Origin of the sequence: Streptomyces sp. NPDC098101 (assembly GCF_044760185.1) — a bacterium.
Classification (GTDB): Bacteria; Actinomycetota; Actinomycetes; order Streptomycetales; family Streptomycetaceae; genus Streptomyces.
In genome coordinates, this window is sequence record NZ_JBIWAS010000011.1 from 49406 (window position 1) to 71835 (window position 22430).

Below are 22430 nucleotides of genomic sequence, written 5' to 3' on the forward strand. Positions count from 1 at the left end.
TCCCGGAACCAATCCCGATCAATCCCGCCGGATGTGCTCGGGATCGATGTGCCGCCGGACCATGGGCACGGAGGCGAGCGCGGCCGCGAGCACAACGCCCAGCGCACAGGCGAACAGCAGGGGCAGCCCCTCCCAGTCCCAGTGCACCGCCCCACCCCCGGTGATCAGATAACTGGACTCGGCAAGCCACCCGGCCACGATCGCCGCCCCCAGCCCCACCACCAACGGCAACACCACCTGCACCACCTGCACCACCCGCAACGTCCCGGCCCCCGCCCCCAGCAACGCCAACGCGGTCACCTGCCCCCGCCGCTCCATGGCCCGATCAGCCACGGACACGACGAACGCGGCCACCCCGATCACCAGCCCCAGCACCATCCCGACGACGAGCAGACTCCGAATCACGGTCAACTGCGCGAGCGAATCGATCACGATGCCCACGGGCTCCACGGAGGCGGTGGGGGCGATGGCGCCGATGCCGTCTAGGACGGAGCGGATGGTGGCGGGGTCGGCGTCACTGAGGAGGGTGAGGACACCGTCCGCGTCTGCCAGGTCGGAGGAAAGAAGCGAAGGGGGTACGAGCAGGGTGCCCGATTCGAAGACGGACAGGTCCCAAGGACGCACATCGATTCGCTCGTGGGGCACGGTGAACGTGATCTTCCGACCGTCCTTCAGTGCGAAGGGATACCGCTCTCCGGCCTTCGGGTCGTATTCGTATGTGGTGCGGTCGTCCCGCAGCTGCATGACCTTGCCGTCCACACAACCCGTTGCCCGCTCTGTATAAGCGGCAAGCTGCGCGCAGGTACCGACCACCAGGTCGGCGTGTCCCACATCGCTTCCGTCCAGTGGTTGCCAGGAGCTGTACGAAACGGTCGACGCCTGCACACCGGGTACCTCGGCCACCGCCTTCCGCTGCGCCGGCGAGATCTCGTTCAGGCGGATGTTGTACTCCTGAAGAGGAGCTGTACGCCGACTGACCTGATCCAGTTCGACGAGCACCCCCTGCGTGAGCGAAGCCCCGAAGACCAGCAGCACGAGACCGGTGACCACTCGCAGCGACGCTCCTGGGTCCACTTCCATCCGCCGCATCGCCAATGCCACCGGCAGTGACTTCGCCGCTCCCGCCAACCGCTGTGCCAGCCACGCCGTGATCGGTGCCAGTCCGAAGACGAGCCCGGCGCCGGTCACCAACACGGCGCTGGGAATCAACATGGTGGTGGACGAGCCCCCCGACGGATCTCGTCCCATCACACTGAGCACGCAGTACCCGCTGATCACGCCGAGCCCGGGAACCAACAGCAAAGCCCCGTACTTCCTCGGTGGCTTCCGCTCCGTGGTCTGCCGCACGCTGATCGGCGACATGGCGGCCTGCCGCGCACTGAACAGCCCTACGATCCAGGCAAGCGTCGGGCACCCCACCAGACACACGGCCACGGTCAACAAGTCCGGACGCCCATCTGCCGGATACCAATGCAGTCCGGGCAACCCGATCAGGGCCATCACCTCGTTGAGCCCGAGGTAGCCGACGAGCCCGACCACAGCCCCCAAGAAAGCGGCGGCCACACTCTCCCCGGCATTTACACGCAGCGTGTCTTTCACGCTGAGTCCGACAAGCCGGAGAGCGGCGAGACGACGTGCGCGGGATTCCCCGGAGAGCCGTGCGCAGACGGAGAGAAAGATGACCAGGGGCAATAGCACGATGCACCCGAGGACGAACCGGAGGATACCCAGAGTCGAGGGGTCGACGACCGGTTGCCATGTCCGTCCGGTGCCGAAGCTGCCGAGTGTCTCTGCTTCGGGCAGTTCGGCTGGGGTGGTGCCGATGTAGGCATACAGATCGTCGGAGCCGCCCAGTCCCTCTGGTGCGATAGTGCCGGTTACCCGCCCAGGGACAAGACCGGCTGCCTTTGGATTGGCCGCCAGAACCTCACCCAATTTCGGCGAAACGATCGCTTCACCGGGACCAGGAAGCTTGTTGATACCCGGTGGCACCGGTGCCAGGCCGGGGGCGGTGTGAGCGATGAAGACGCGGTGGAGCAGTTGTGGACCGTATGGGTCCCGAAACTCGCGGTAGACGACATTGCTTGCGCCTGGGCGCGGTTCTCGGGCGGCAGCGCGAGCATCATGAGCGGCGAGGATCGACGGGATGGTCAGCACAGCGGCAAGACAAGCCACCCCAAGCGCCGACCCCAACGACATCAACAGAAAACGAACCCGCCCCCTGCGCCCACTACCCCACAGCAGGCGCATCCCGAGGAGGAACGGGTTCACACCGCCACCCGCTGTGCCAGAACACCATCCGTCATCGTGTACTGCGTATCGGCCTTCGCGGCGACATCGGCATCATGAGTCACGATGACCACCGCGGTCTTCTGCCTCCGCGCCAGCTGAAGGAACTCATCGAGCACGGCCGCCGCATTGGCACTGTCGAGCGCCCCGGTCGGCTCATCCGCGAACACCACGTCCGGCCGGTGGACCAAGGCCCGGGCGACCGCCACCCGCTGACTCTGTCCACCCGACAGCTTCGAGGTCCTGCGCCGCGCCAGATCGCTCATCCCGAGCCGCTTCAGCACTTGGCCGGCCATGGCGTGGGCGTGGTCCTTGCTGATCCCGGCGAGCCGGAGAGGGAGCGCGGCGTTCTCCTCGACGGTCAGCTCCGGCAGTAACTCCCCGTACTGGAAGACGAAGCCCAACCGTGTACGCCGCAGCGCGCTGAGTTCCCCGTCGGGCAGGCAGGACAACCGCTCCCCGTCGAAGGTCACCGCCCCGTTGGTGGGCGGCAGGACGCCGGCGAGGCAGTACAGCAGGGACGACTTGCCCGACCCGCTGCTGCCCATGATGGCGGCCACTTCGCCGCGCTTGAGTGTGAAGTCGACACCGATGACAGCCTGCTCGGTGCCGTAGAAGAGGTCCACGCCTTCAGCGCGGAGGATGACGTCCATCTGGTGTGCTTTCTGAAGAGCGGGGGCCGCCCTTCGGCGGCGCCCCAAACGGTCGATTACCTCCGCGTGAACAGCCGCTCGGTCGAGCAGCTGTCCGGCCGGAAAGAGCCGCGATCAAGGCACACCTGCAGTCGGACTTCCTTGGTCTTCAAAACCGCGCCGTCGTAAAAGACCTTGTCGACCTTGATGCTCTTCCTCTGCACGCCTGTGATCTGGCGCCATGAGTAGCCCTCCACCTTGTAGCGGAGATAGCTGTTGTGGCCGTCCCGGGGGGCTTCATCACGCAGCGCTCCCTTGACGTGAAGTCCGCTCGGAGCCTTGCTTGTGGATTGCCACTGGTACGTACCGATGAGCGCAGCTCCTGGTGTCCTCAGGACCAACTTGCTCTCCGGTGCGGCCATCGCTGCTCCCATCCCTCCGAAGAACAACCCTGCGGTCACCACCGCTGCAGCCAACTTCCTCATTGATAACCCCTGTTGAGTCGCGTGCCGACTGGTCATCACAGAACGTATCTGCATCACTACGTTCCGAATGTCGCAGGAACGTCCCTCCCTGCCCACGACCCTCTGATCCAGTGAACGAAACGCCTCTGGCTGTTCCTACCTCGCGGGAGTGATTCGGTGGGGTGCTTGCGTGGAGGGGGTGGCCCGGTCCTCAGGCGCCCCTTCGGTGCGGCCTATCACCGCCGTCAATCGATCGCCCCAGCCGCAGCCCGCATACCCGTCAACCAAGAGCCCGAGACCGGCCTCGCACCCTGCCCCGCCCCCACTCGATGTGCTCGGGGTCGCCAACGCCGTCGGCGGTCCGGAAACGTCGAAGGGCCCCACCGCTAACGGTGGGGCCCTTCGACATCGTGCCCGGTGAGGCACTGGCGGAGGATACGAGATTCGAACTCGTGAGGGGTTGCCCCCAACACGCTTTCCAAGCGTGCGCCCTAGGCCTCTAGGCGAATCCTCCGCCGGGAACATTACATGACCGAGGGGGGTGCTCGCGAACTCGATCCCGGGTGGGGTCGGCGAGGGGTTCCGGGCGGGAGGTGTGGGGCCCGGGGCCCCCGGCATCGGGTAGTCTGGGCGGAGCCCCTCACGCGGCGCTATCTGACTGAACTCCCCCAGGGCCGGAAGGCAGCAAGGGTAGGTCGGCTCTGGCGGGTGCGTGGGGGGCGCTTGCGTTCCCGGGACCGGGCCCCGGGCCGGCACCGGGACCGAGGCCGCGGCCGGGCCGGAGCCGGACGGCGACCGGACGGCCGGGCGGCGAGGTGCCCCCAGCCGCCCCCGGCCGTTTTTCCCGGGTTGTCGGTGCGCGCCTATAACCTCGTACACGTGTCGTCTCTCGCGCTCTACCGCCGCTATCGCCCCGAGTCCTTCGCCGAGGTCATCGGGCAGGAGCATGTCACCGACCCGTTGCAGCAGGCCCTGCGGAACAACCGGGTCAATCACGCGTACCTGTTCAGCGGGCCCCGCGGCTGCGGCAAGACGACCAGCGCGCGGATCCTCGCGCGGTGCCTGAACTGCGAGCAGGGCCCCACCCCCACCCCCTGCGGGGAGTGCCAGTCCTGCCAGGACCTCGCGCGCAACGGCCCCGGGTCGATCGACGTCATCGAGATCGACGCCGCCTCGCACGGTGGTGTGGACGACGCCCGTGACCTGCGGGAGAAGGCCTTCTTCGGGCCCGCCTCCAGCCGGTACAAGATCTACATCATCGACGAGGCCCACATGGTCACCTCGGCGGGCTTCAACGCCCTCCTGAAGGTGGTCGAGGAGCCCCCGGAGCACCTGAAGTTCATCTTCGCCACCACCGAGCCCGAGAAGGTCATCGGGACCATCCGGTCGCGGACCCACCACTACCCCTTCCGGCTCGTGCCGCCCGGCACCCTCCGCGACTACCTCGGCGACGTCTGCGGACGCGAGGGCATCCCCGTCGAGGACGGCGTGCTGCCCCTCGTCGTGCGCGCCGGCGCCGGTTCCGTACGTGACTCGATGTCCGTCATGGACCAGCTCCTGGCCGGCGCCGCCGCCGACGGCGTGACCTACGCCATGGCCACCTCCCTCCTCGGCTACACCGACGGCACGCTGCTCGACTCCGTCGTCGACGCCTTCGCCGCCGGGGACGGCGCCGCCGCCTTCGAGGTCGTCGACCGGGTCGTCGAGGGCGGCAACGACCCCCGCCGCTTCGTCGCCGACCTCCTGGAGCGGCTGCGCGACCTGGTGATCCTGGCCGCCGTCCCGGACGCCGCCGAGAAGGGGCTCATCGACGCCCCGGTCGACGTGGTCGAGCGGATGCAGGCCCAGGCGTCCGTCTTCGGAGCCGCCGAGCTCAGCCGGGCCGCCGACCTCGTGAACGCCGGTCTCACCGAGATGCGGGGCGCCACCTCGCCCCGGCTCCAGCTGGAACTGATCTGCGCGCGCGTGCTGCTGCCCGCCGCCTTCGACGACGAGCGCTCCGTCCAGGCCCGCCTCGACCGGCTGGAGCGCGGCGCCCCGTCGTCCGCCGCCGCGCCCGCGGCTCCCGCGCCCGTCTTCACGCCCGGGCCCCCCGCGTCCGCCATGGGGTACGTCCCCGGGCCCGACGCCCACACCCCCATGGCCCCGCCCCCGCCCGTACAACCCCAGCCCCAGCCGCAGGCACCCGCGCCCGCCCCGGCGTCCGCCGGTTCCCGGCCCGGGGCCTGGCCCGGCGCGGCCGCGCCCGGCGGCGGCGCCCCCGGCGCCTGGCCCGGTGCCTCCACGCCCGCCCCCGCCCCCGTACAGGCTCCGCAGGCCCCCGTGCCCGCGCCCGCATCCCCCGCGCCCTCCGGCGGCGACACCGCCCAGGTGCGGAACCTGTGGCCGCAGATCCTCGACGCCGTCAAGAACCGCCGCCGGTTCACCTGGATCCTGCTCAGTCAGAACGCGCAGGTCGCCGGATTCGACGGCACCACCCTCCAGCTCGGCTTCCTCAACGCCGGCGCCCGGGACAACTTCGCGAGCAGCGGCAGCGAGGACGTCCTGAAGCAGGCCCTCGCCGAGCAGTTCAACGTCAACTGGAAGATCGAGGCGATCATCGATCCCTCGGGCGGTGCCGCGCCGCCGCCCGCCGCCGCCAACTTCGGCGGCCGCCCGGTCGCCCCCGCTCCGGCGGCGCCCCCGGCCTCCGCCCCGGCGCCCTCCTTCCAGCAGGCCCCGCCGCCCGTACGGGAGGCGCCCGCACCGGCCCGGCCCGCGCCCGAGAAGGCGCCGTCCACGCCCGCGTACACCCCGCCCGCGCCGCAGCCCGTGGCCCCGGAGGACGACGTGCCCGAGGAGGACGACCCCGACCTCGTCGACTCGGCCCTCTCCGGCCACGACCTGATCGTGCGCGAGCTCGGCGCCACCGTTGTGGAGGAATACACGAACGAGTAGGGCCGTCTCGCTCGGTGGCCCGTACGAGGGGCATCCCGTCCCGCGGGCTACCCTGGCTGGCGTGAAGGTCCTCGTCATCGGCGGCGGCGCCCGCGAACACGCCCTGTGCCGCTCTCTCTCCCTCGATCCCGACGTCACCGCTCTGCACTGCGCGCCCGGCAACGCCGGAATCGCGGAGGTCGCCGAGCTGCACGCCGTCGACCAGCTGGACGGCGACGCCGTCGCGCGCCTCGCCACCGAGCTGGACGCCGGCCTCGTCGTCGTCGGCCCGGAGGCCCCGCTCGTCGCCGGCGTCGCCGACGCCGTCCGCGCGGCCGGCATCCCCGTCTTCGGCCCCTCGCGGGAGGCGGCGGAGCTGGAGGGCTCCAAGGCCTTCGCCAAGGACGTCATGGCCGGCGCCGGCGTGCCCACCGCCCGCAGTTACGTCTGCACCACCCCCGAGGAGATCGACGAGGCGCTCGACGCCTTCGGCGCCCCGTACGTGGTGAAGGACGACGGCCTCGCCGCCGGCAAGGGCGTCGTCGTCACCGACGACCTGGAGAAGGCCCGGACGCACGCGCTCGCGTGCGACCGCGTGGTCATCGAGGAGTACCTCGACGGCCCCGAGGTCTCCCTCTTCGCGATCACCGACGGCACCACCGTCCTCCCGCTCCAGCCCGCGCAGGACTTCAAGCGCGCGCTCGACGGCGACGAGGGCCCGAACACCGGCGGCATGGGCGCGTACTCCCCGCTGCCCTGGGCCGACCCCAAGCTGGTCGACGAGGTCCTGGAGACCGTCCTCCAGCCCACCGTCGACGAGCTGCGCCGCCGCGGCACCCCCTTCTCCGGCCTGCTGTACGCCGGTCTGGCGATCACGAGCCGCGGCGTCCGGGTCATCGAGTTCAACGCCCGCTTCGGCGACCCCGAGACCCAGGTCGTCCTGGCCCGGCTCGCGACCCCGCTCGCCGGTGTCCTGCTGAACGCCGCCAACGGCACCCTCGCCGACCAGGCCCCGCTCCGCTGGCGGGACGACGCCGCCGTCACCGTGGTCGTCGCCTCCCACAACTACCCGGACACCCCGCGTACCGGCGACCGGATCACGGGCCTGGAGGAGATCGCGGAGCTGGACGCCCCGCACGCGTACGTGCTGCACGCCGGGACGAAGCGGGACGGCGACGCCGTGGTGAGCGCGGGCGGCCGCGTCCTCTCGGTCACCGCCACCGGAACGGACCTGGCGCGGGCCCGCGAGCGCGCCTACGCGGCGGTCGGCCGCATCCGGCTTGACGGTTCCCAGCACCGCACGGACATCGCGCGGAAGGCCGCCGAGGCCTGATCTCCCCGTGACCGATTCGCGCGGCCGTGCGGTGGACCGCACGGCCGCACGAGCGCCATCACCTTTGCCCAAAGCCATTCCATCGAGTGACGGATGAGCCATCCGGATGACGCCCGCCACCACCCCAACTAGGGTGCGGCGCAGGCGTTCCGGCACTTGGCCCACCGGCATTGCGATGTCAGTGGCGGGTGCCACAGTGGGGGAGTGACCAACACCGCCACAGGCAGTCCCGACCAGGGCAGGAGGGGATGATGAGCGGCGCGTCCGGCACCGGTTCCGCCGTCGGCGAGGAGTGGGGTGCGCGCGCCGCGCGCTCCCGGGCCCTCGCCGTCCTCCGCGTCCGCGGCAGGGCACTGGGCCTCGCGGTGCTCCCCGCCGCAGTCGCCGTCGTGCTGTACGCGGGCGAGGTCACCGGCCACTTCTCGGGTACGGGATGGGGCACGGCCCGCTGGGTCGTGACCGTCCTCGCGGTCGTCGTCCTCCTGGTCGCCGCGGCCGTCGCCGCCGTCGTCGCCCGGGCCCGCCCGGCCGCCACGCCGACGGTGGAGCTGGCCGAGACCGCCGCCCCCGATCTGTACCGGCTCGTGCGGGACCTGGCCGACCGGCTCGGCGTCCCGGCGCCGGCCGCGATAGCCCTGACGCCGGACTGCGACAGCTGGCTGGAGGACCGCACCCACCGGGCCCATCGCGCCCACCGGACGCCCCGCGCGGGCGGCGGAGCCGGATCCGGTGCCGCTCCCGTCCTGGTCATAGGCTCGCCCTTCCTCTGGTGGATGCGCGTCGGCGAGCTGCGGGCGGTCCTCGCCCCGGTCGTCGCCGGTACGGGACCGGCCGCCCACCCCGACATAGCCGCTGCCCGCCGCTTCGTCCGCGGCCTGGACGCCGCGATCGCCGTGCCCCGGGACCCCGGCCTCGACCCGGTCCGCCGTCTCGGTGCCCACGGCGTCGGGCAGGTCGCCCGCGTCCTGCTGCGCGCCTGTCGCGGGCACGCCGCCGAGATGGAGCGCGGGGTAGCCGCCGCGGGCTCGGAGCGTGCTCAGGAGGTCGACTACGGCGTACGGATCGTGGCGCAGGAGCAGGTCGGCCTGGCCTACGCGGGCTGGGACCGCCTCCTGACCCGGGTCGCGCTGCCCGCCTGGCGCATGGGCCGCTGGCCCGCCAAGCTCGACGCGGGCGTGGTCTCCGCCCTGACCGAGCTGTCCCGCCGCGACCGGCTCGCGAACGGCTTCTCCTCCCGGCTCGGCGAGCGGCCTGCCTGCGACCTCCTGGAGGAGCCGGGCGCGGTCGACGAGGCCGCCTCGCTGCTCGCCGCCCGCCTCTTCCACGGCGGCCCGGCCGAGCCCGGCCCCGATTGGTCGCCGGTGGAGTGGAGCCAGTACCCGGAAGAGGTCGTCGACCGGAAGTGGCGCACGGACGCGGCCCGGCTCCACCAGGTCCTCGACGGCATCGACGCGGCCGCCGCCGCGCCCGGCGCCCCGCCCCCGGCCGACGGCCCGACCCTGACCCGCGTGATCGACCGCCTGACGACGACGCCGGCCGCCGGGGCGGTACGGGAAACCCCTTCGGACCCGGGGCCCCTTGAGACTTCGAAAGGCCTTTCGGAGGGCCTTCCGGGGCCGGGCGCCCGGCTCCTCGACGGCTCCCCGGACGCCCGGCTCCTCGACGGCCCCTCGGGCGCGGGCGGCCCCGGCGGCCTGCCCGAGCCGGGCGGTTCCCCTGACACGACCGGCTTGTCCGACCCGGACGGCCGCGACGGCCTCTCCGTGCCGGGCGGCTCCCCCGGCACGGCCGGCCCCGCGTCGGACGGTCGCGACGGCCCCTCCGCCCCGGAGAACCCCTCCGGCCCGGAGAACCCCTCCGGCCCGGACCGCCTTTCCGGCCCGGACGGTTCCCCCGGCCCGGGAGCCCCCGAAGACCTCTCCGACCCGGACGGTCTCGGCGGACCCGACGAGTTCGACGGTCTCGACGACCTCGACGACGGCCTCGACGACGACCTCCCGGTCAACCCCGCCGCAGACGCCCTCGCCGGGGCCCTCAGCGCCCTGCTCGCGCGCGAGGAGGCCGCGCGGGAGGCGCGGGTCGCCGCCGAGAGCGCCCGGGGCGGCCGGGCGGCGGCCGACCCGGCGGGGGATCGGGCCACCGCGTACGAGGGCGTCAGCGGCCCCGACGGCCCCCTGCCGCTCTTCCCGCTCCAGCCGCCCCGCAGCGGCCGCGACCTGCTCGCCGACCACGTCACCGCGATGGTTTGCTGCGCGGCCGTGGACACCGCCGAGGCGGCCCCCGGGCTCGACTGGCTCGACGGCCCCGCCCTGCTTCTCGGCGGCGAGCGGGCCACGGACCTCGGCCCCCGTGTCCTCTCCCTCGTCGAGGACGGCGACCCCGAGCCCCTGCGGGACTGGCTCGCGCGCACCGGCGTACGCCCCGAGAAGCCCGTACGGCTCGTCTGACGCACTGACGCACTGACGCACTGACGCACCTGGCTGCCCAGCCCGGGGCCCGCTCCCCGACGCGGCTCCGTCGTGAGCCCCCGGCATAGACCGGCGGCACATGCGGAACCCCGTCTTCCACTCTCGTCAATTCACGACGAACGGTGACGGAGTGCGTGCGTTATGTGATGTGCTGGAGGCCATCACTGACAGAGACGCGAATTCGCCGGCACCAAACCGGCCGACCGGGGGAGTCGAGGGAGGGCGCAGCATGGGGGCGGATCAGATCAGACGGTGGGAGTCGGGCGCGCTCGCGCACGCCGTCTCCGATCCCTTCGGCCAGGGCCCGCTGCCCTGGCTGCGCGGCTCGGACAACTACTTCGACGACACCGGCCAGATGGTGCCCTGGTACGCGGACGAGGTCCTGGCCCGGGGCGGCAGCGGCGGCCCCCGCACGGCCGACGACGTCCGGCGCCAGATCAAGGGCTTCGCGTCCGGCGGCGCCGTCGCGCCGGGCGAGTCGATCGACTTCCACATCACCGTGGACCCGCCGCAGCAGTTCTCGGTCGACATCTATCGGATCGGTCACTACGGCGGTCACGGCGCCGCGAAGATCACCACCAGCCCGCGCCTCTCCGGGATCGTCCAGCCCGCCCCGCTCATCGTCGACCGCACGGTCTCCTGCCACCACTGGTGGCAGTCCTGGCGGCTCCAGGTCCCCGGCTACTGGGCGATCGGCGCGTACGTCGCCGTCCTCACCACCGCCGACGGGCACCGCTCCCACATCCCCTTCACGGTCCGCGACGACCACCCGGCGGACCTGCTCCTCGTCCTCCCGGACGTGACCTGGCAGGCGTACAACCTCTATCCGGAGGACGGCCGCACCGGCGCCAGCCTCTACCACGCCTGGGACGAGGACGGCCGGCTGCTCGGCGAGGAGGACGCGGCCGTCACCGTCTCCTTCGACCGCCCCTACGCGGGCGCGGGACTGCCGCTGCACGTCGGGCACGCCTACGACTTCATCCGCTGGGCCGAGCGCTACGGCTACGACCTGGCGTACGCCGAGACCCGCGACCTGCACGCGGGCCGCGTCGACCCGGGCCGCTACCGGGGCCTGGTCTTCCCCGGCCACGACGAGTACTGGTCGGCGCCGATGCGCCGGGCCGCCGAGCGCGCCCGCGACCTGGGCACCTCGCTCGTCTTCCTCTCCGCCAACACCATGTACTGGCAGGTGGAGCTGGGCCCCTCGGCCTCCGGCGTGCCCGACCGCCTCCTCACCTGCCGCAAGCGCCAGGGCCCCGGCCGGCCCGCGCTCTGGCGCGAGGTCGACCGGCCCGAGCAGCAGCTCCTCGGCATCCAGTACGCGGGCCGGGTGCCCGAACCGCACCCGCTGGTCGTGCGGAACGCCGAGCACTGGCTCTGGGAGGCCACCGGTGCCGGGGACGGCGACGAGATCCCGGGCCTGGTCGCGGGCGAGGCCGACCGGTACTTCCCGCGCACCGCGCTCCCCGAGCACGAGAGCCGCATCCTGCTCGCCCACTCGCCCTACCGGGACGGCGACGGGGTGCTGCGCCACCAGGAGACCTCCCTCTACCGGGCCCCGTCCGGTGCCTGGGTCTTCGCCTCCGGCACCTTCGCCTGGTCGCCCGCCCTCGACCGGCCGGGCCACGTGGACTCCCGGATCCAGCGCGCCACGGCGAACCTCCTCGACCGCATCTGCAAGAGGGACTGACCGGATACGGGGAGGGGCCGGGCCGCGTACGAGGGAAGACCCGGCTCCGTACGCGGAGGCCGCCCGCCGGTGATCCACGCAGGTGCGAGAGAATCGAAGCGCTCCTGGATCAACCTACGCGGAGGAACCGTGTCCGGATTCGTAGAAAAGCCCGAGCCCGTCCAGGTCCCGGGCCTCACCCATCTCCACACGGGCAAGGTGCGCGACCTGTACCGGAACGAGGCCGGTGACCTCGTGATGGTGGCGAGCGACCGCCTGTCCGCGTACGACTGGGTCCTGCCCACCGAGATCCCCGACAAGGGCCGGGTCCTCACCCGGCTCTCCCTGTGGTGGTTCGACCGGCTCTCCGACCTGGTCCCGCACCACGTCCTCTCCACCGAGCTGCCGGCCGGCGCCCCCGCCGACTGGGCGGGCCGCACCCTGGTCTGCAAGTCGCTGAACATGGTCCCGGTCGAGTGCGTCGCCCGCGGCTACCTCACCGGCTCCGGCCTCGTCGAGTACGACGAGTCCCGGACGGTCTGCGGCCTCGCGCTCCCCGAGGGCCTGAGCGACGGCTCCGAGCTGCCCGCCCCGATCTTCACCCCGGCCACCAAGGCCGCCGTGGGCGACCACGACGAGAACGTCTCGTACGAGGAGGTCGCCCGCCAGGTCGGCGCCGAGACGGCCGCGCTGCTGCGCCAGACGACCCTCGCCGTGTACTCCCGGGCCCGGGACATCGCCCGCGAGCGCGGGATCGTCCTGGCCGACACCAAGTTCGAGTTCGGCTTCGAGAGCACCCCGGACGGCGACCGGCTCGTCCTCGCCGACGAGGTCCTCACCCCGGACTCCTCGCGCTTCTGGCCGGCCGACCAGTGGCAGCCGGGCCGCGCCCAGCCCTCGTACGACAAGCAGTTCGTCCGCGACTGGCTGACCTCCCCGGCCTCCGGCTGGGACCGCAAGAGCGAGCAGCCCCCGCCGGCGCTCCCCCAGGAGGTCGTGGACGCGACCCGCGCCAAGTACATCGAGGCGTACGAGCTCCTCACCGGCAACGCCTGGAGCTAGCACGGCAACGAGAAAGCCCCCGGTCGGATCGACCGGGGGCTTTCTCGTGGAGCGGACGACGAGATTCGAACTCGCGACCCTCACCTTGGCAAGGTGATGCTCTACCAACTGAGCCACGTCCGCCTGCGCCGTAGCGCGCAGCCCACTATACCCAACCTTTCGCCCGGGCGAGACGCACCGCCGAGTGACGGTTCTCGGCACCGACCTTCGCGGCGGCCGAGGAGAGGTAGTTCCGGACGGTCCCGGGGGAGAGCGAGGCCCGCCGGGCGATCTCCGCGACAGGGGCCCCGTCGGCGGCGAGTTCGAGCACCTCGGCCTCCCGCACGGTCAGCGGCGAGTCCCCTGACGCTATGGCGTCGGCGGCCAACTCCGGGTCCACGTAACGGTTTCCGGCGTGCACGCTACGGATGATCTCGGCGAGCCGCTGGGCGCTGACGGTCTTCGGGGCGAAGCCGCGGACGCCCGCCGCGAGGGCCCGCTTCAGGTGCCCGGGGCGCCCGTGACTCGTCACGATCATGGCGCGGCAGTCGGGGAGTTCGTCCCGCAGGGCAGTGGCGACCATCACACCGTCCATGCCCGGCATCTGCAGATCGAGCACGGCGACGTCGGGACGGTGGGCGCGGGCCATGGCGAGCGCCTCGGGCCCGGTCGCGGCCTCGGCGACGACCACCAGGTCGTCCTCCAGGGCGAGCAGGGCGGCGAGCGCGCCCCGGATCAGATGCTCGTCGTCGGCGAGCAGTACGCGTACGGTCACGCGACCGTCTCCTCCTTCTCTTGCGCCCCGTGCGCTCTGTGCACCTCGTGCGCCTCGTGCGCCCGGTGTACCTCGTGCATCTCGTGTGCCTTGGGCTTCTCGCACGCGTGGTGCGCCTGGTGCGGCCCCTGCGTCTCGTGTGCCTTGTGTGTCTCGCACGGCTCGTTTGCGTTAGGCATCCCATGCGCCTCGCACGGCTCGTTCGCGTCGGGCGTCCCGTGCGTCTCCCCCGTCTCGTGCCCGCCGGGCGTCCGGTGCTTCTCGCGTTTTCCCTGCCCGTCGCGCTTCCCGCGCTTCCCTCGTCTCTCGGGCTTCCCGTCCTTCCCGGGCTGCCCGTCCTCCCCGGGTACGGGACGTGCCGGGGCCGTCGGCTTCCGCGCCGCCCCGCCCCGTTCCGCGCGGGGCAGCGGGACCCGGGCGGTCACGCGGAAGGACTGCGGCGCCGACGGGCCCGCGTCCAGGGTGCCGTCCACCGCGCCGAGCCGCTCCCGCAGCCCGGCGAGTCCGGACCCGGCCCCGCGCCCGCCCGTCACGCCGACCGCCCCCGACCCGTCCCGGTCACCGGCAGCGCCCGCCGCCCCGTCGTTCTCGACGGTGAGCAGCACCGCCCCGGGCTCGGCCCGGAGCGCGATCGAGCACCGGCGCGCGTCCCCGTGGCGCAGGACGTTCGTCGTGGTCTCCCGGACCACCCAGCCCAGGGCCGACTGCACCTCCGGGGGCAGGTCGAGCACCGGGGCGTCCACGGCGCAGGCGATCCCGGCGGCTCCGAGCACGCCGCGCGCGCCCTCCAGCTCGACCCGCAGGTCGGCCTCGCGGTAGCCGCGCACGACCTCGCGCACCTCCCGCTGCGACTCCTGCGCGATCCGCTGCACCTCGACCATCTGGTCCACGGCCTCCGGGCGTCCGCGCCGGGAGAGCTGCACCGCGAGCTCGCTCTTGAGCGCGATCACCGACAGGTTCCGCCCCATGACGTCGTGCAGGTCCCGTCCGAAGCGGAGCCGCTCCTCGGCAACGGCCAGCCGTGCCTTGAGGTCCCGGGAGTTCTCCAGCTCCTTCACGATCCGGAGCAGCCAGGAGGAGAAGCCGCTGGTCGCGGAGACGAAGACGCCGCCGATGAGGATGCCGACCGCGGAACCGGCCGCCACGTCCAGCCCGTTGCCGGCCGCCGCGATCGGGGCGCCGGTGGCGAACGCGGTACCGAGCACCGCGTACACCATGTGCCGCACCGGGCCGAGGCAGAGGACGAGCGCGCAGAGCGTGAAGATCGAGGTCCCCGCGAGGACGGTCACGTTCACCGCGGGCTCGGGCAGTATCCGGGCCACCCACAGGAGGTTCAGGACGAGGTCGACGCCGAAGGTGGCGCCGACCACCGTGATGGCGAGCCGGACCGGCCGCTCCCGCTTCCCGGTCGCGTGGTCCAGGGCGCGGGACGCGAGGAACGCGCAGAGCACGGCGTGGACGCCGATCCACAGGAGCAGCCCGACCGCGATCTCCGTGGAGAGCGGGCTCCGCACGTCGTGGCTGAAGGGGATGCCGCCGAGCACGAACAGCTCGATCGGCACGAAGAGGTGGAAGGTCCACCGCGTGTACAACTCGACCTTTCCGGCGCTGCTGCGCCGGGACCACCAGCCGGTCAGCCTGGACATCGGGCCGCCCCCCTTTCCGAGACCTAGCGCCGCGGTTCCCAGCGGAACCACCGGTGGACCGCCCACCCCGTCACGACGCCCCAGGCCACTGTATTGAGGCTGGCGCCCAGCAGGCTCTCCGCGTGCGCGGTGCCGAGCCAGCCCGCCCGGACGAACTCCATCACGCCGCTGAGCGGGAGCAGCCCGCAGAGGTCCGCGGCGAGCGGGGGCAGGGCGTCACGGGGCACGAAGAGGCCCGAGCCGAAGCAGGAGACGAGGAAGAGCGGCAGGGTCGTCAGGCCGGCGCTCTCGACGGTGCGGGTGATCACGGTGGTGAGCGCGGCGAGCCCGGCGAGCAGGGCGATCGCGGCGGCGACGCCGAGCAGCAGCAGGTCGGGGCGGGCGGGGGCGGGCACGCGGAGGACGGCGACCCCGCCGGCCGTGAGCACGGCGCACTGCGCGAGCGTGATGGCGGTGGCGGGCAGGGCGCAGCCGGTGAGGATCTCCGCGTCGCTCGCCTCCCCGGTCCGCAGCCGCTTGAGGACGAGTTCCTCGCGGCGGGCGACGAGCGCGGAGACGAGGCTCATGTAGGCGACGAGGAGCAGGACCATGCCGGTACCGCCGATGAGGGTGGCCGCCCCGGCGCCCATCGGCAGGGCCTCCGCGTCGAGCTGGCTGAGCGAGGAGCGCAGCAGGAAGACCATCAGGAGCGGCATGAGCAGCGCGATGAAGAGGTTGTTCCGGTTGCGCAGGAGGAGGGTCAGCTCGGCCCGGCCGAGGGCGGTGAGCCGGCCGCGGACGGTGGAGACGGGCCCGGAAACCGGGGACGTGGTCGTGACGGTGCTCATCGGGTGTCGGCCTCCTGCCGGTCGGTACGGGCTGCGGTGCGGTGGGAAGGGCCGTCCTGGCCCAGGGCGTCCTGGTCCAAGCCGTCCCGCGCCAGGCCGTCCGGGGACGACCCTTCGCGCGAGGCGATGTCGAGGAACGCCTCTTCGAGGGAGGCCGAGCGGGCGTCGAGCCCGTCGAGCCGTATGCCGTCGTCCCCGGCCCAGGCCAGGAGCACGGAGAGGTCCTCCTGGAGGTCGTGGGTGCGGATTTCCACGCGGCCCCCTGACTCGGCGGCCCGCAGGCGCAGCGGGAGGTGCGCGGCCAGAACGCCTTCGGGGAGGGTGAAGCGGATCCGGGCGGGGCGGGCGGCGGTGACCTCGGCCGGCGTGCCGGAGAGGACGATCTCGCCCCGGTGCATGATCGCGAGGCGGTCCGCGAGGGCTTCGACCTCCTCCAGGTAGTGCGTGGTGAGGAGCACGGTGGTGCCGCCGTCCCGCAGCTGCCGGACGAGGTCCCAGGTGTCGCGGCGGCCCTCGGCGTCGAGACCGGTGGTGGGTTCGTCGAGGAAGAGCACCTCGGGGCGTCCGAGCAGCGCGAGTGCCAGGTCGAGCCGGCGCCGCTCGCCGCCGGAGAGCTGCTTGATCCGGACGCGCTCGCGCCCGGCGAGGCCGGTGGCGGCGAGCGCCTCCCCGACGGGACGGGCACCGCTGGTGCACCCCGCCCACATCCGTATGGTCTCGGCCACGGTGAGATCGGAGGGGAAGCCGCCCTCCTGGAGCATGATGCCGATCCGGGGGCGGACGGCGGACCGCTCGCGGTACGGGTCGTGGCCGAGGACGCGGGCGGTGCCGGCGCTGGGGACGGCGAGGCCCTCCAAGAGCTCGACGGTGGACGTCTTGCCGGCGCCGTTGGTGCCGAGGAGGGCGAAGATCTCGCCCCGGGGGACGGCGAAGGAGATCCCGCGCACGGCCTCGAAGCCGCCGCCGGTTCCCCGGCCGGATCCCTCGGCATACGTACGGCGCAGGTCGGTCGCCTCGATCGCAGGTGTCATGCGTCCAGAGTCCCGGCGCCCTCTCCTCTCCGGCAGTGCGTGCTGTCATGACCCCAGCTGACAAATGTCATGAGGAGACGGAGCAGCGGCGGGGAAAGAGAGGGGGAGGGCAAGAGAGCGGAGGAACAAGAGGAGGGAAATACGACGAAGGCCCCGGTTCCTGAGAACCGAGGCCTTCATACTCTGAGCGGACGACGAGATTCGAACTCGCGACCCTCACCTTGGCAAGGTGATGCTCTACCAACTGAGCCACGTCCGCATTGCTCCCGACCGGCTTTCACCGGGCGGTGCGAGCACCACTGTACCTGATCCACAAGAGTGGACGGTCATGCGATGCAGAGCGGGTGACAGGAATTGCACACTGCGCCTTCCCCCTGGAAGGGGGCTGTTCTGCTACTGAACTACACCCGCACGCTGCTTGGAGTGGGGCCTTCCGGCCTCGCCCCTCGGCGTGATCCAGACTCTAGCCGATCACCCGGGGTGCAATGCAAATCGGCTCGGCCTGCGGCGACGGGCGGCCCCGGCCGGCCCGGAACCCTCCCCGGAGCGACTCGCCCCACTGGACTCCGCCTCGGCGGGCCCACCCCAGCGGACTCCGCCTCAGCGGATCTCGCTCCGGTGGGCCTCACCCCGGCGGACCCCCGCCTCGGAAGGCTTCACCTCGGAGAGTCCCTCCCCGGAGGGGTCCGCCCCGAAGGAGCCCTCAGGGTAAGGAGCCCTTCTTGAAGGAGTCCTCCCCGAACGCGCCCCGCTCAGCTCGCCTCGCGGAAGGCCTCGTACACCCGCTTCGGGATCCGGCCCCGGGCGGGCACGTCCATCTTGTTGGACTGGGCCCAGGCGCGGACCGCCGCCGGGTCGGGGGCGAGGTCGGTGTGCGTGTACGTCGCGGCCGTCCGGCCCCGGCCACCGGTGCCGGAACCGGCGCCGATCCGCGCGGGGATCTTGCGGCCGGCCGCCAGGTAGGGCGCGAGGGCCTTGCGGAGTTTCTTTGCATTGGCAGCATTCAGGTCGATCTCGTACATCTTCCCGTCGAGGCCGAACGCGACCGTTTCAGCTGCTTCTCCGCCCTCGATGTCATCGGAGAGGGTGACCACCACACGCTGAGCCACGGATATCGGTCCTTTCCTTCGGCTGCCGAGGTCGTAGGCGGCGCTTGTGGCGCCCCTGAACTGCGACGATGCCGACCGTTCGGCTGTGCCGGGACAATGCTGCTTTCTTCTGGAAACCTTTCTACAGCGGCAGGTGTCGCATTGTGAAGCCCTGCCAATTGTTTCAGCGTGTCCCGGCGCAATGCGGTGCGCAATATTTCACGTGAATTTTGCCGTGGAGGGGGTGGCCGGGGTGTGGCGGGAGGGGGCGCCGGGAACCGTCCTTTTGTAGGATCCTTCAGATCTCTACCCGCGTAGAATTTGGAGGCAGGTACGCTGAAGGAACCGCCCACGCAACACACCACCGGGAGTGCCAGTGGCACGCGTCGTAGTCGACGTCATGCTCAAGCCGGAGATCCTCGACCCCCAGGGGCAGGCGGTGCAGCGTGCACTGCCCCGCCTGGGATTCGCCGGAATCGCCGACGTCCGTCAGGGGAAGCGCTTCGAGCTGGAGGTGGAGGGACCGGTCGACGACGCCGCCCTCGCCCGCATCCATGAGATGGCCGAAACCTTCCTCGCCAACACCGTGATCGAAGACTTCGTCGTGAAGGTGGAGTCCACCGAGACCGCCGGGGCCTCGTCGTGACCGCACGCATCGGCGTCGTCACGTTCCCCGGAACGCTCGACGACCAGGACGCGCTGCGCGCCGCCCGCCTGGCGGGCGCCGAGCCCGTCTCGCTCTGGCACCGCGACAAGGACCTCAAGCAGGTCGACGCCGTGGTCCTGGCCGGCGGCTTCTCCTACGGCGACTACCTGCGGGCCGGAGCCATCTCCCGCTTCTCGCCGGTGATGGAGACGATCATCGAGCAGGCGAAGGCGGGTATGCCCGTCCTCGGCATCTGCAACGGCTTCCAGATCCTCACCGAAGCCCATCTGCTGCCGGGCGCGATGCTGCGCAACAACCACCTCCACTTCATCTGCCGCGACCAGAAGCTGCGGGTGGAGAACGCGGAGACCGCCTGGACCTCGGACTACACCGAGGGCCAGGAGATCGAGGTCCCGCTCAAGAACATGGACGGCCGGTACGTCGCCGACGAGCGCGTGCTCGACGAGCTGGAGGCCGAGGGGCGGGTGGCCTTCCGCTACCTGGACGTGAACCCCAACGGCTCCCTGCGCGACATCGCGGGCATCACCAACGCCGCCGGCAACGTGGTCGGCCTCATGCCGCACCCCGAGCACGCCGTCGAGCCGCTGGTCGGCACCGGCAAGACCGACGGCCTCGGTTTCTTCACCTCGATCCTCAAGAAGCTGGTCAACGCCTGATGCTGCCTTCTTCCGGGGGGCGACCCCCGTACCCCCGAGCTTTCGACACCGTCAAGCACGCGAGCGAGACGCCGGACAGCGAGCAGCCCTGGAAGGAGCTCGGCCTCAAGGAGGACGAGTACGCGCGCATCCGCGAGATCCTCGGCCGCCGTCCCACCGGCGCCGAGCTCGCCATGTACTCCGTCATGTGGTCGGAGCACTGCTCGTACAAGAGCAGCAAGGTCCACCTGAAGCAGTTCGGCGAGAAGGTCCCCGACAACGACGCCATGCTCGTCGGCATCGGTGAGAACGCGGGCGTCGTCGACGTCGGCCAGGGGTACGCGGTCACCTTCAAGGTCGAGTCGCACAACCACCCCTCGTACATCGAGCCCTACCAGGGTGCGGCCACCGGCGTCGGCGGCATCGTCCGCGACATCCTCGCCATGGGCGCCCGCCCGGTCGCGGTCGTCGACCCGCTGCGCTTCGGCGCGGCCGACCACCCCGACACCAAGCGCGTGCTGCCCGGTGTCGTCGCCGGCATCGGCGGCTACGGCAACTGTCTCGGCCTGCCCAACATCGGCGGCGAGGTCGTCTTCGACTCCTGCTACCAGGGCAACCCGCTGGTCAACGCCGGCTGCATCGGCGTGATGAAGCACGAGGACATCCACCTCGCCAAGGCCTCCGGCACCGGCAACAAGGTGATCCTGTACGGCGCCCGCACGGGCGGCGACGGCATCGGCGGAGTCTCGGTCCTCGCGTCCGAGACCTTCGACGACACCAAGCCGACCAAGCGCCCCGCCGTCCAGGTCGGCGACCCGTTCCAGGAGAAGCTCCTCATCGAGTGCACCCTGGAGATCTTCGCGGAGAAGCTGGTCGCGGGCATCCAGGACCTCGGCGGCGCCGGTCTCTCCTGCGCCACCTCCGAGCTGGCCTCGGCCGGCTCCGGCGGCATGAGGGTCGACCTGGAGCGCGTGCACCTGCGCGACGCGACGCTCTCGCCGGAGGAGATCCTCATGAGCGAGTCGCAGGAGCGCATGTGCGCGATCGTCGAGCCCGACAAGGTCGACCGCTTCCTGGAGATCTGCGAGAAGTGGGACGTCATCGCCACCGTCATCGGTGAGGTGACCGAGGGCGAGCGCCTGGAGATTTTCTGGCACGGCGAGCAGATCGTGGACGTGCCGCCGCGCACGGTCGCCCACGAGGGCCCGGTCTACCAGCGCCCGTTCGCCCGTCCGGAGTGGCAGGACGCGCTCCAGGCCGACGACGCCGGCAAGCTGCCCCGGCCCGCGAACGGCGCGGAGCTGAAGGACCAGGTCCTCAAGCTCGTCGCCTCCCCGAACCAGGCCTCGAAGTCCTGGATCACGGACCAGTACGACCGGTTCGTGCAGGGCAACACCGTCCTGGCGCAGCCCGAGGACGCGGGCATGGTCCGCATCGACGAGGAGACCAACCTCGGCGTGGCCATGGCGACCGACGGCAACGGCCGGTACGCGAAGCTCGACCCGTACGCGGGCGCGCAGCTCGCGCTCGCGGAGTCGTACCGCAACGTCGCCGCCTCCGGCGCCAAGCCGCTGGCGATCTCCAACTGCCTGAACTTCGGCTCGCCCGAGGACCCGGACGTGATGTGGCAGTTCGCCGAGGCCACCCGCGGTCTCGCGGACGGCTGCTTCCAGCTGGGCACCCCGGTGACCGGCGGCAACGTCTCGCTCTACAACCAGACCGGTGACGTGGCGATCCACCCGACGCCCGTCGTGGCCGTCCTCGGCGTGATCGACGACGTCAACCGCCGCACCCCGATCGCCTTCGCGGAAGAGGGCCAGCTCCTCTACCTGCTCGGCGACACCAAGGAGGAGTTCGGCGGTTCGGCCTGGTCCGAGGTGATCCACCAGCACCTCGGCGGTCTGCCGCCGGCCGTGGACCTCGACCGGGAGAAGCTGCTCGGCGAGATCCTGATCTCGGCCTCCCGCGACGGCATGATCGACGCGGCGCACGACCTCTCCGACGGCGGTCTCGTGCAGGCGGTCGTCGAGTCCTGCCTGCGCGGCGGCAAGGGCGCGCGCCTGGTCGTCCCGGAGGGCCTGGACGCCTTCACCTTCCTCTTCAGCGAGTCGGCGGGCCGCGCGGTCGTCGCCGTCCCGCGCAGCGAGGAGCTCCGCTTCACCGACATGTGCGGTGCGCGGGGCCTGCCGGCGACCCGGATCGGTGTCGTCGACGGGGACGCAGTCGACGTGCAGGGCGAGTTCGCCCTCTCCCTGGAGGAGCTGCGCACGGCCCACGAGGCGACGATCCCGGGCCTGCTGGCCTGACGCGAAGCACAGGGGAAGCCCCCGTCCGGACCTTCGGGTCCGGACGGGGGCTTCGTCGTTCTCTTCCCGGCTCTCCTCCCAGATTCCCTCTTGCGCGGAGTTACGTAATTACGTAATCTGTGCGCATGGAGCTGGAAGAGCGGTTCACCGAGCTGGAGCGGCGCATCGCGGCGCTGGAGGGCATGGAGCCCTCCGACTCCGCGCGTCCCGAGCCCTCAAGGGGGGACTTCTGGGCCCTGGAGGGGTTCAAGGCCGAGCTGGCCGAGGCGGGCCCGCGGGGCGCCGACGGCGGGGTGCTGTTCACGGGCTCGGTCCGGCTGCCCACCGAGGAGCGGTACGAGTGGCAGTTCGGCGCGTTCACCGAGCGGCTGCTCGACGAGGACTGGGCCGAGACCGCGGACTCCTTCGCCGCGCTGGGCCATCCCGTACGGCTCCGGCTGCTGCGGGAGATACTCGGCGGCCGCCGCACCGCCGCGGAGCTGGCCGACCTCCCGGAGACGGGCACGACCGGTCAGGTCTACCACCACCTGCGCCAACTGACCGGCGCGGGCTGGCTCCACACGACCGGACGCGGCCGCTACGAGGTTCCGGCGGCCCGGGTCGTCCCGCTCCTGGTGGCCCTCACGGCGGCCCACCCGTAGAC

General features: G+C 71.8%; 17 protein-coding genes, 4 tRNA genes and 1 other RNA gene. 10 read left to right on the plus strand and 12 right to left on the minus strand.

What is annotated here, in order from left to right; translation table 11 throughout:
• Positions 1-18 precede the first annotated feature (18 nt).
• The 4 genes from ACIQVI_RS32020 to ACIQVI_RS32035 all read right to left on the minus strand — a co-directional run bounded on the left by ACIQVI_RS32020 (position 19) and on the right by ACIQVI_RS32035 (position 3899).
• The gene (locus ACIQVI_RS32020) at positions 19-2271 is read right to left on the minus strand and encodes an FtsX-like permease family protein (protein ID WP_403602343.1); all 2253 of its coding nucleotides are present in this window, start codon (positions 2269-2271) and stop codon (positions 19-21) included.
• Positions 2268-2942, minus strand: coding sequence for an ABC transporter ATP-binding protein (locus tag ACIQVI_RS32025; protein WP_403602346.1), 675 nt, complete (start codon positions 2940-2942; stop codon positions 2268-2270). The genes ACIQVI_RS32020 and ACIQVI_RS32025 overlap by 4 nt, the downstream gene beginning before the upstream one ends.
• A 56-nt stretch (positions 2943-2998) precedes the next feature.
• Positions 2999-3397, minus strand: coding sequence for a hypothetical protein (locus tag ACIQVI_RS32030; RefSeq protein ID WP_403602349.1), 399 nt, complete (start codon positions 3395-3397; stop codon positions 2999-3001).
• Between the two features lie 414 nt (positions 3398-3811).
• A tRNA-Ser gene (locus tag ACIQVI_RS32035) sits at positions 3812-3899 on the minus strand.
• A gap of 117 nt (positions 3900-4016) precedes the next feature.
• Between ACIQVI_RS32035 and ffs the strand changes: the two genes are divergently transcribed.
• The 6 genes from ffs (at position 4017) to ACIQVI_RS32065 (ending at position 12833) form a co-directional block, all read left to right on the plus strand.
• Positions 4017-4115: signal recognition particle sRNA small type (ffs, locus tag ACIQVI_RS32040), an RNA gene on the plus strand.
• Between the two features lie 149 nt (positions 4116-4264).
• Positions 4265-6322 (plus strand): DNA polymerase III subunit gamma and tau, encoded by a 2058-nt coding sequence (locus tag ACIQVI_RS32045; RefSeq protein WP_403602352.1) that lies wholly within the window; start codon positions 4265-4267, stop codon positions 6320-6322.
• Positions 6323-6383: 61 nt separating this feature from the next.
• Positions 6384-7634 carry a phosphoribosylamine--glycine ligase gene (gene purD, locus ACIQVI_RS32050; protein ID WP_121831174.1) on the plus strand — a complete coding sequence of 417 codons (1251 nt, stop codon included), beginning with the start codon at positions 6384-6386 and terminating at the stop codon, positions 7632-7634.
• A gap of 251 nt (positions 7635-7885) precedes the next feature.
• A complete protein-coding gene (locus ACIQVI_RS32055) occupies positions 7886-10081 on the plus strand; it encodes a hypothetical protein (RefSeq protein WP_403602356.1) in 2196 nt (731 codons plus the stop codon).
• A gap of 250 nt (positions 10082-10331) precedes the next feature.
• Complete coding sequence (locus tag ACIQVI_RS32060; RefSeq protein WP_351971317.1) at positions 10332-11792, plus strand: N,N-dimethylformamidase beta subunit family domain-containing protein; 1461 nt, start codon at positions 10332-10334, stop codon at positions 11790-11792.
• 129 nt (positions 11793-11921) lie between these two features.
• Entirely contained in the window at positions 11922-12833 is a 912-nt protein-coding gene (locus ACIQVI_RS32065) for a phosphoribosylaminoimidazolesuccinocarboxamide synthase (protein ID WP_351971318.1), read from the plus strand.
• A 47-nt stretch (positions 12834-12880) separates the two neighbouring features.
• Here the strand turns inward: ACIQVI_RS32065 and ACIQVI_RS32070 are convergent.
• The 8 genes from ACIQVI_RS32070 to ACIQVI_RS32105 form a co-directional block, all read right to left on the minus strand.
• Positions 12881-12956, minus strand: a tRNA-Gly gene (locus ACIQVI_RS32070).
• Between the two features lie 22 nt (positions 12957-12978).
• Positions 12979-13587, minus strand: a complete 609-nt coding sequence (locus ACIQVI_RS32075) for a response regulator transcription factor (RefSeq protein ID WP_351971319.1) — start codon at positions 13585-13587, stop codon at positions 12979-12981.
• Entirely contained in the window at positions 13584-15233 is a 1650-nt protein-coding gene (locus tag ACIQVI_RS32080; RefSeq protein WP_403602361.1) for a histidine kinase, read from the minus strand. The genes ACIQVI_RS32075 and ACIQVI_RS32080 overlap by 4 nt, the downstream gene beginning before the upstream one ends.
• Before the next feature lie 23 nt (positions 15234-15256).
• Positions 15257-16060 (minus strand): ABC transporter permease, encoded by an 804-nt coding sequence (locus ACIQVI_RS32085; RefSeq protein WP_403602364.1) that lies wholly within the window; start codon positions 16058-16060, stop codon positions 15257-15259.
• On the minus strand, positions 16057-17091 hold the full coding sequence (locus ACIQVI_RS32090; RefSeq protein ID WP_403602367.1) for an ABC transporter ATP-binding protein: 1035 nt from the start codon (positions 17089-17091) through the stop codon (positions 16057-16059). Before ACIQVI_RS32090 ends, ACIQVI_RS32085 begins: the two co-directional genes overlap by 4 nt.
• 186 nt (positions 17092-17277) lie before the next feature.
• Positions 17278-17350 (minus strand) — tRNA-Gly (locus ACIQVI_RS32095).
• 80 nt (positions 17351-17430) lie between these two features.
• A tRNA-Gly gene (locus ACIQVI_RS32100) sits at positions 17431-17502 on the minus strand.
• A 341-nt stretch (positions 17503-17843) separates the two neighbouring features.
• A complete protein-coding gene (locus tag ACIQVI_RS32105; protein WP_351971323.1) occupies positions 17844-18200 on the minus strand; it encodes an Lsr2 family protein in 357 nt (118 codons plus the stop codon).
• 355 nt (positions 18201-18555) lie between these two features.
• On the opposite strand from ACIQVI_RS32105, the gene purS reads away from it, so the two are divergent.
• From purS to ACIQVI_RS32125, 4 genes are all read left to right on the plus strand, one after another.
• Positions 18556-18825: a phosphoribosylformylglycinamidine synthase subunit PurS gene (gene purS, locus ACIQVI_RS32110; protein ID WP_053648299.1), complete on the plus strand. Its 270-nt coding sequence runs from the start codon at positions 18556-18558 to the stop codon at positions 18823-18825.
• Entirely contained in the window at positions 18822-19502 is a 681-nt protein-coding gene (purQ, locus tag ACIQVI_RS32115; RefSeq protein ID WP_030318250.1) for a phosphoribosylformylglycinamidine synthase subunit PurQ, read from the plus strand. The genes purS and purQ overlap by 4 nt, the downstream gene beginning before the upstream one ends.
• Positions 19502-21787, plus strand: coding sequence for a phosphoribosylformylglycinamidine synthase subunit PurL (gene purL / locus ACIQVI_RS32120; RefSeq protein ID WP_351971324.1), 2286 nt, complete (start codon positions 19502-19504; stop codon positions 21785-21787). Before purQ ends, purL begins: the two co-directional genes overlap by 1 nt.
• A 125-nt stretch (positions 21788-21912) precedes the next feature.
• A complete protein-coding gene (locus tag ACIQVI_RS32125; protein ID WP_403602373.1) occupies positions 21913-22428 on the plus strand; it encodes an ArsR/SmtB family transcription factor in 516 nt (171 codons plus the stop codon).
• Positions 22429-22430: the final 2 nt, after the last annotated feature.

Bases quoted from the DNA above. Each gene is read 5' to 3' on its own strand.
- ACIQVI_RS32025 (WP_403602346.1), bottom strand. From the start codon at position 2,942: ATGGACGTCATCCTCCGCGCTGAAGGCGTGGACCTCTTCTACGGCACC.
- ACIQVI_RS32055 (WP_403602356.1), top strand. From the start codon at position 7,886: ATGAGCGGCGCGTCCGGCACCGGTTCCGCCGTCGGCGAGGAGTGGGGT.
- ACIQVI_RS32060 (WP_351971317.1), top strand. From the start codon at position 10,332: ATGGGGGCGGATCAGATCAGACGGTGGGAGTCGGGCGCGCTCGCGCAC.
- ACIQVI_RS32080 (WP_403602361.1), bottom strand. From the start codon at position 15,233: ATGTCCAGGCTGACCGGCTGGTGGTCCCGGCGCAGCAGCGCCGGAAAG.
- ACIQVI_RS32085 (WP_403602364.1), bottom strand. From the start codon at position 16,060: ATGAGCACCGTCACGACCACGTCCCCGGTTTCCGGGCCCGTCTCCACC.
- ACIQVI_RS32090 (WP_403602367.1), bottom strand. From the start codon at position 17,091: ATGACACCTGCGATCGAGGCGACCGACCTGCGCCGTACGTATGCCGAG.
- purL (WP_351971324.1), top strand. From the start codon at position 19,502: ATGCTGCCTTCTTCCGGGGGGCGACCCCCGTACCCCCGAGCTTTCGAC.
- ACIQVI_RS32125 (WP_403602373.1), top strand. From the start codon at position 21,913: ATGGAGCTGGAAGAGCGGTTCACCGAGCTGGAGCGGCGCATCGCGGCG.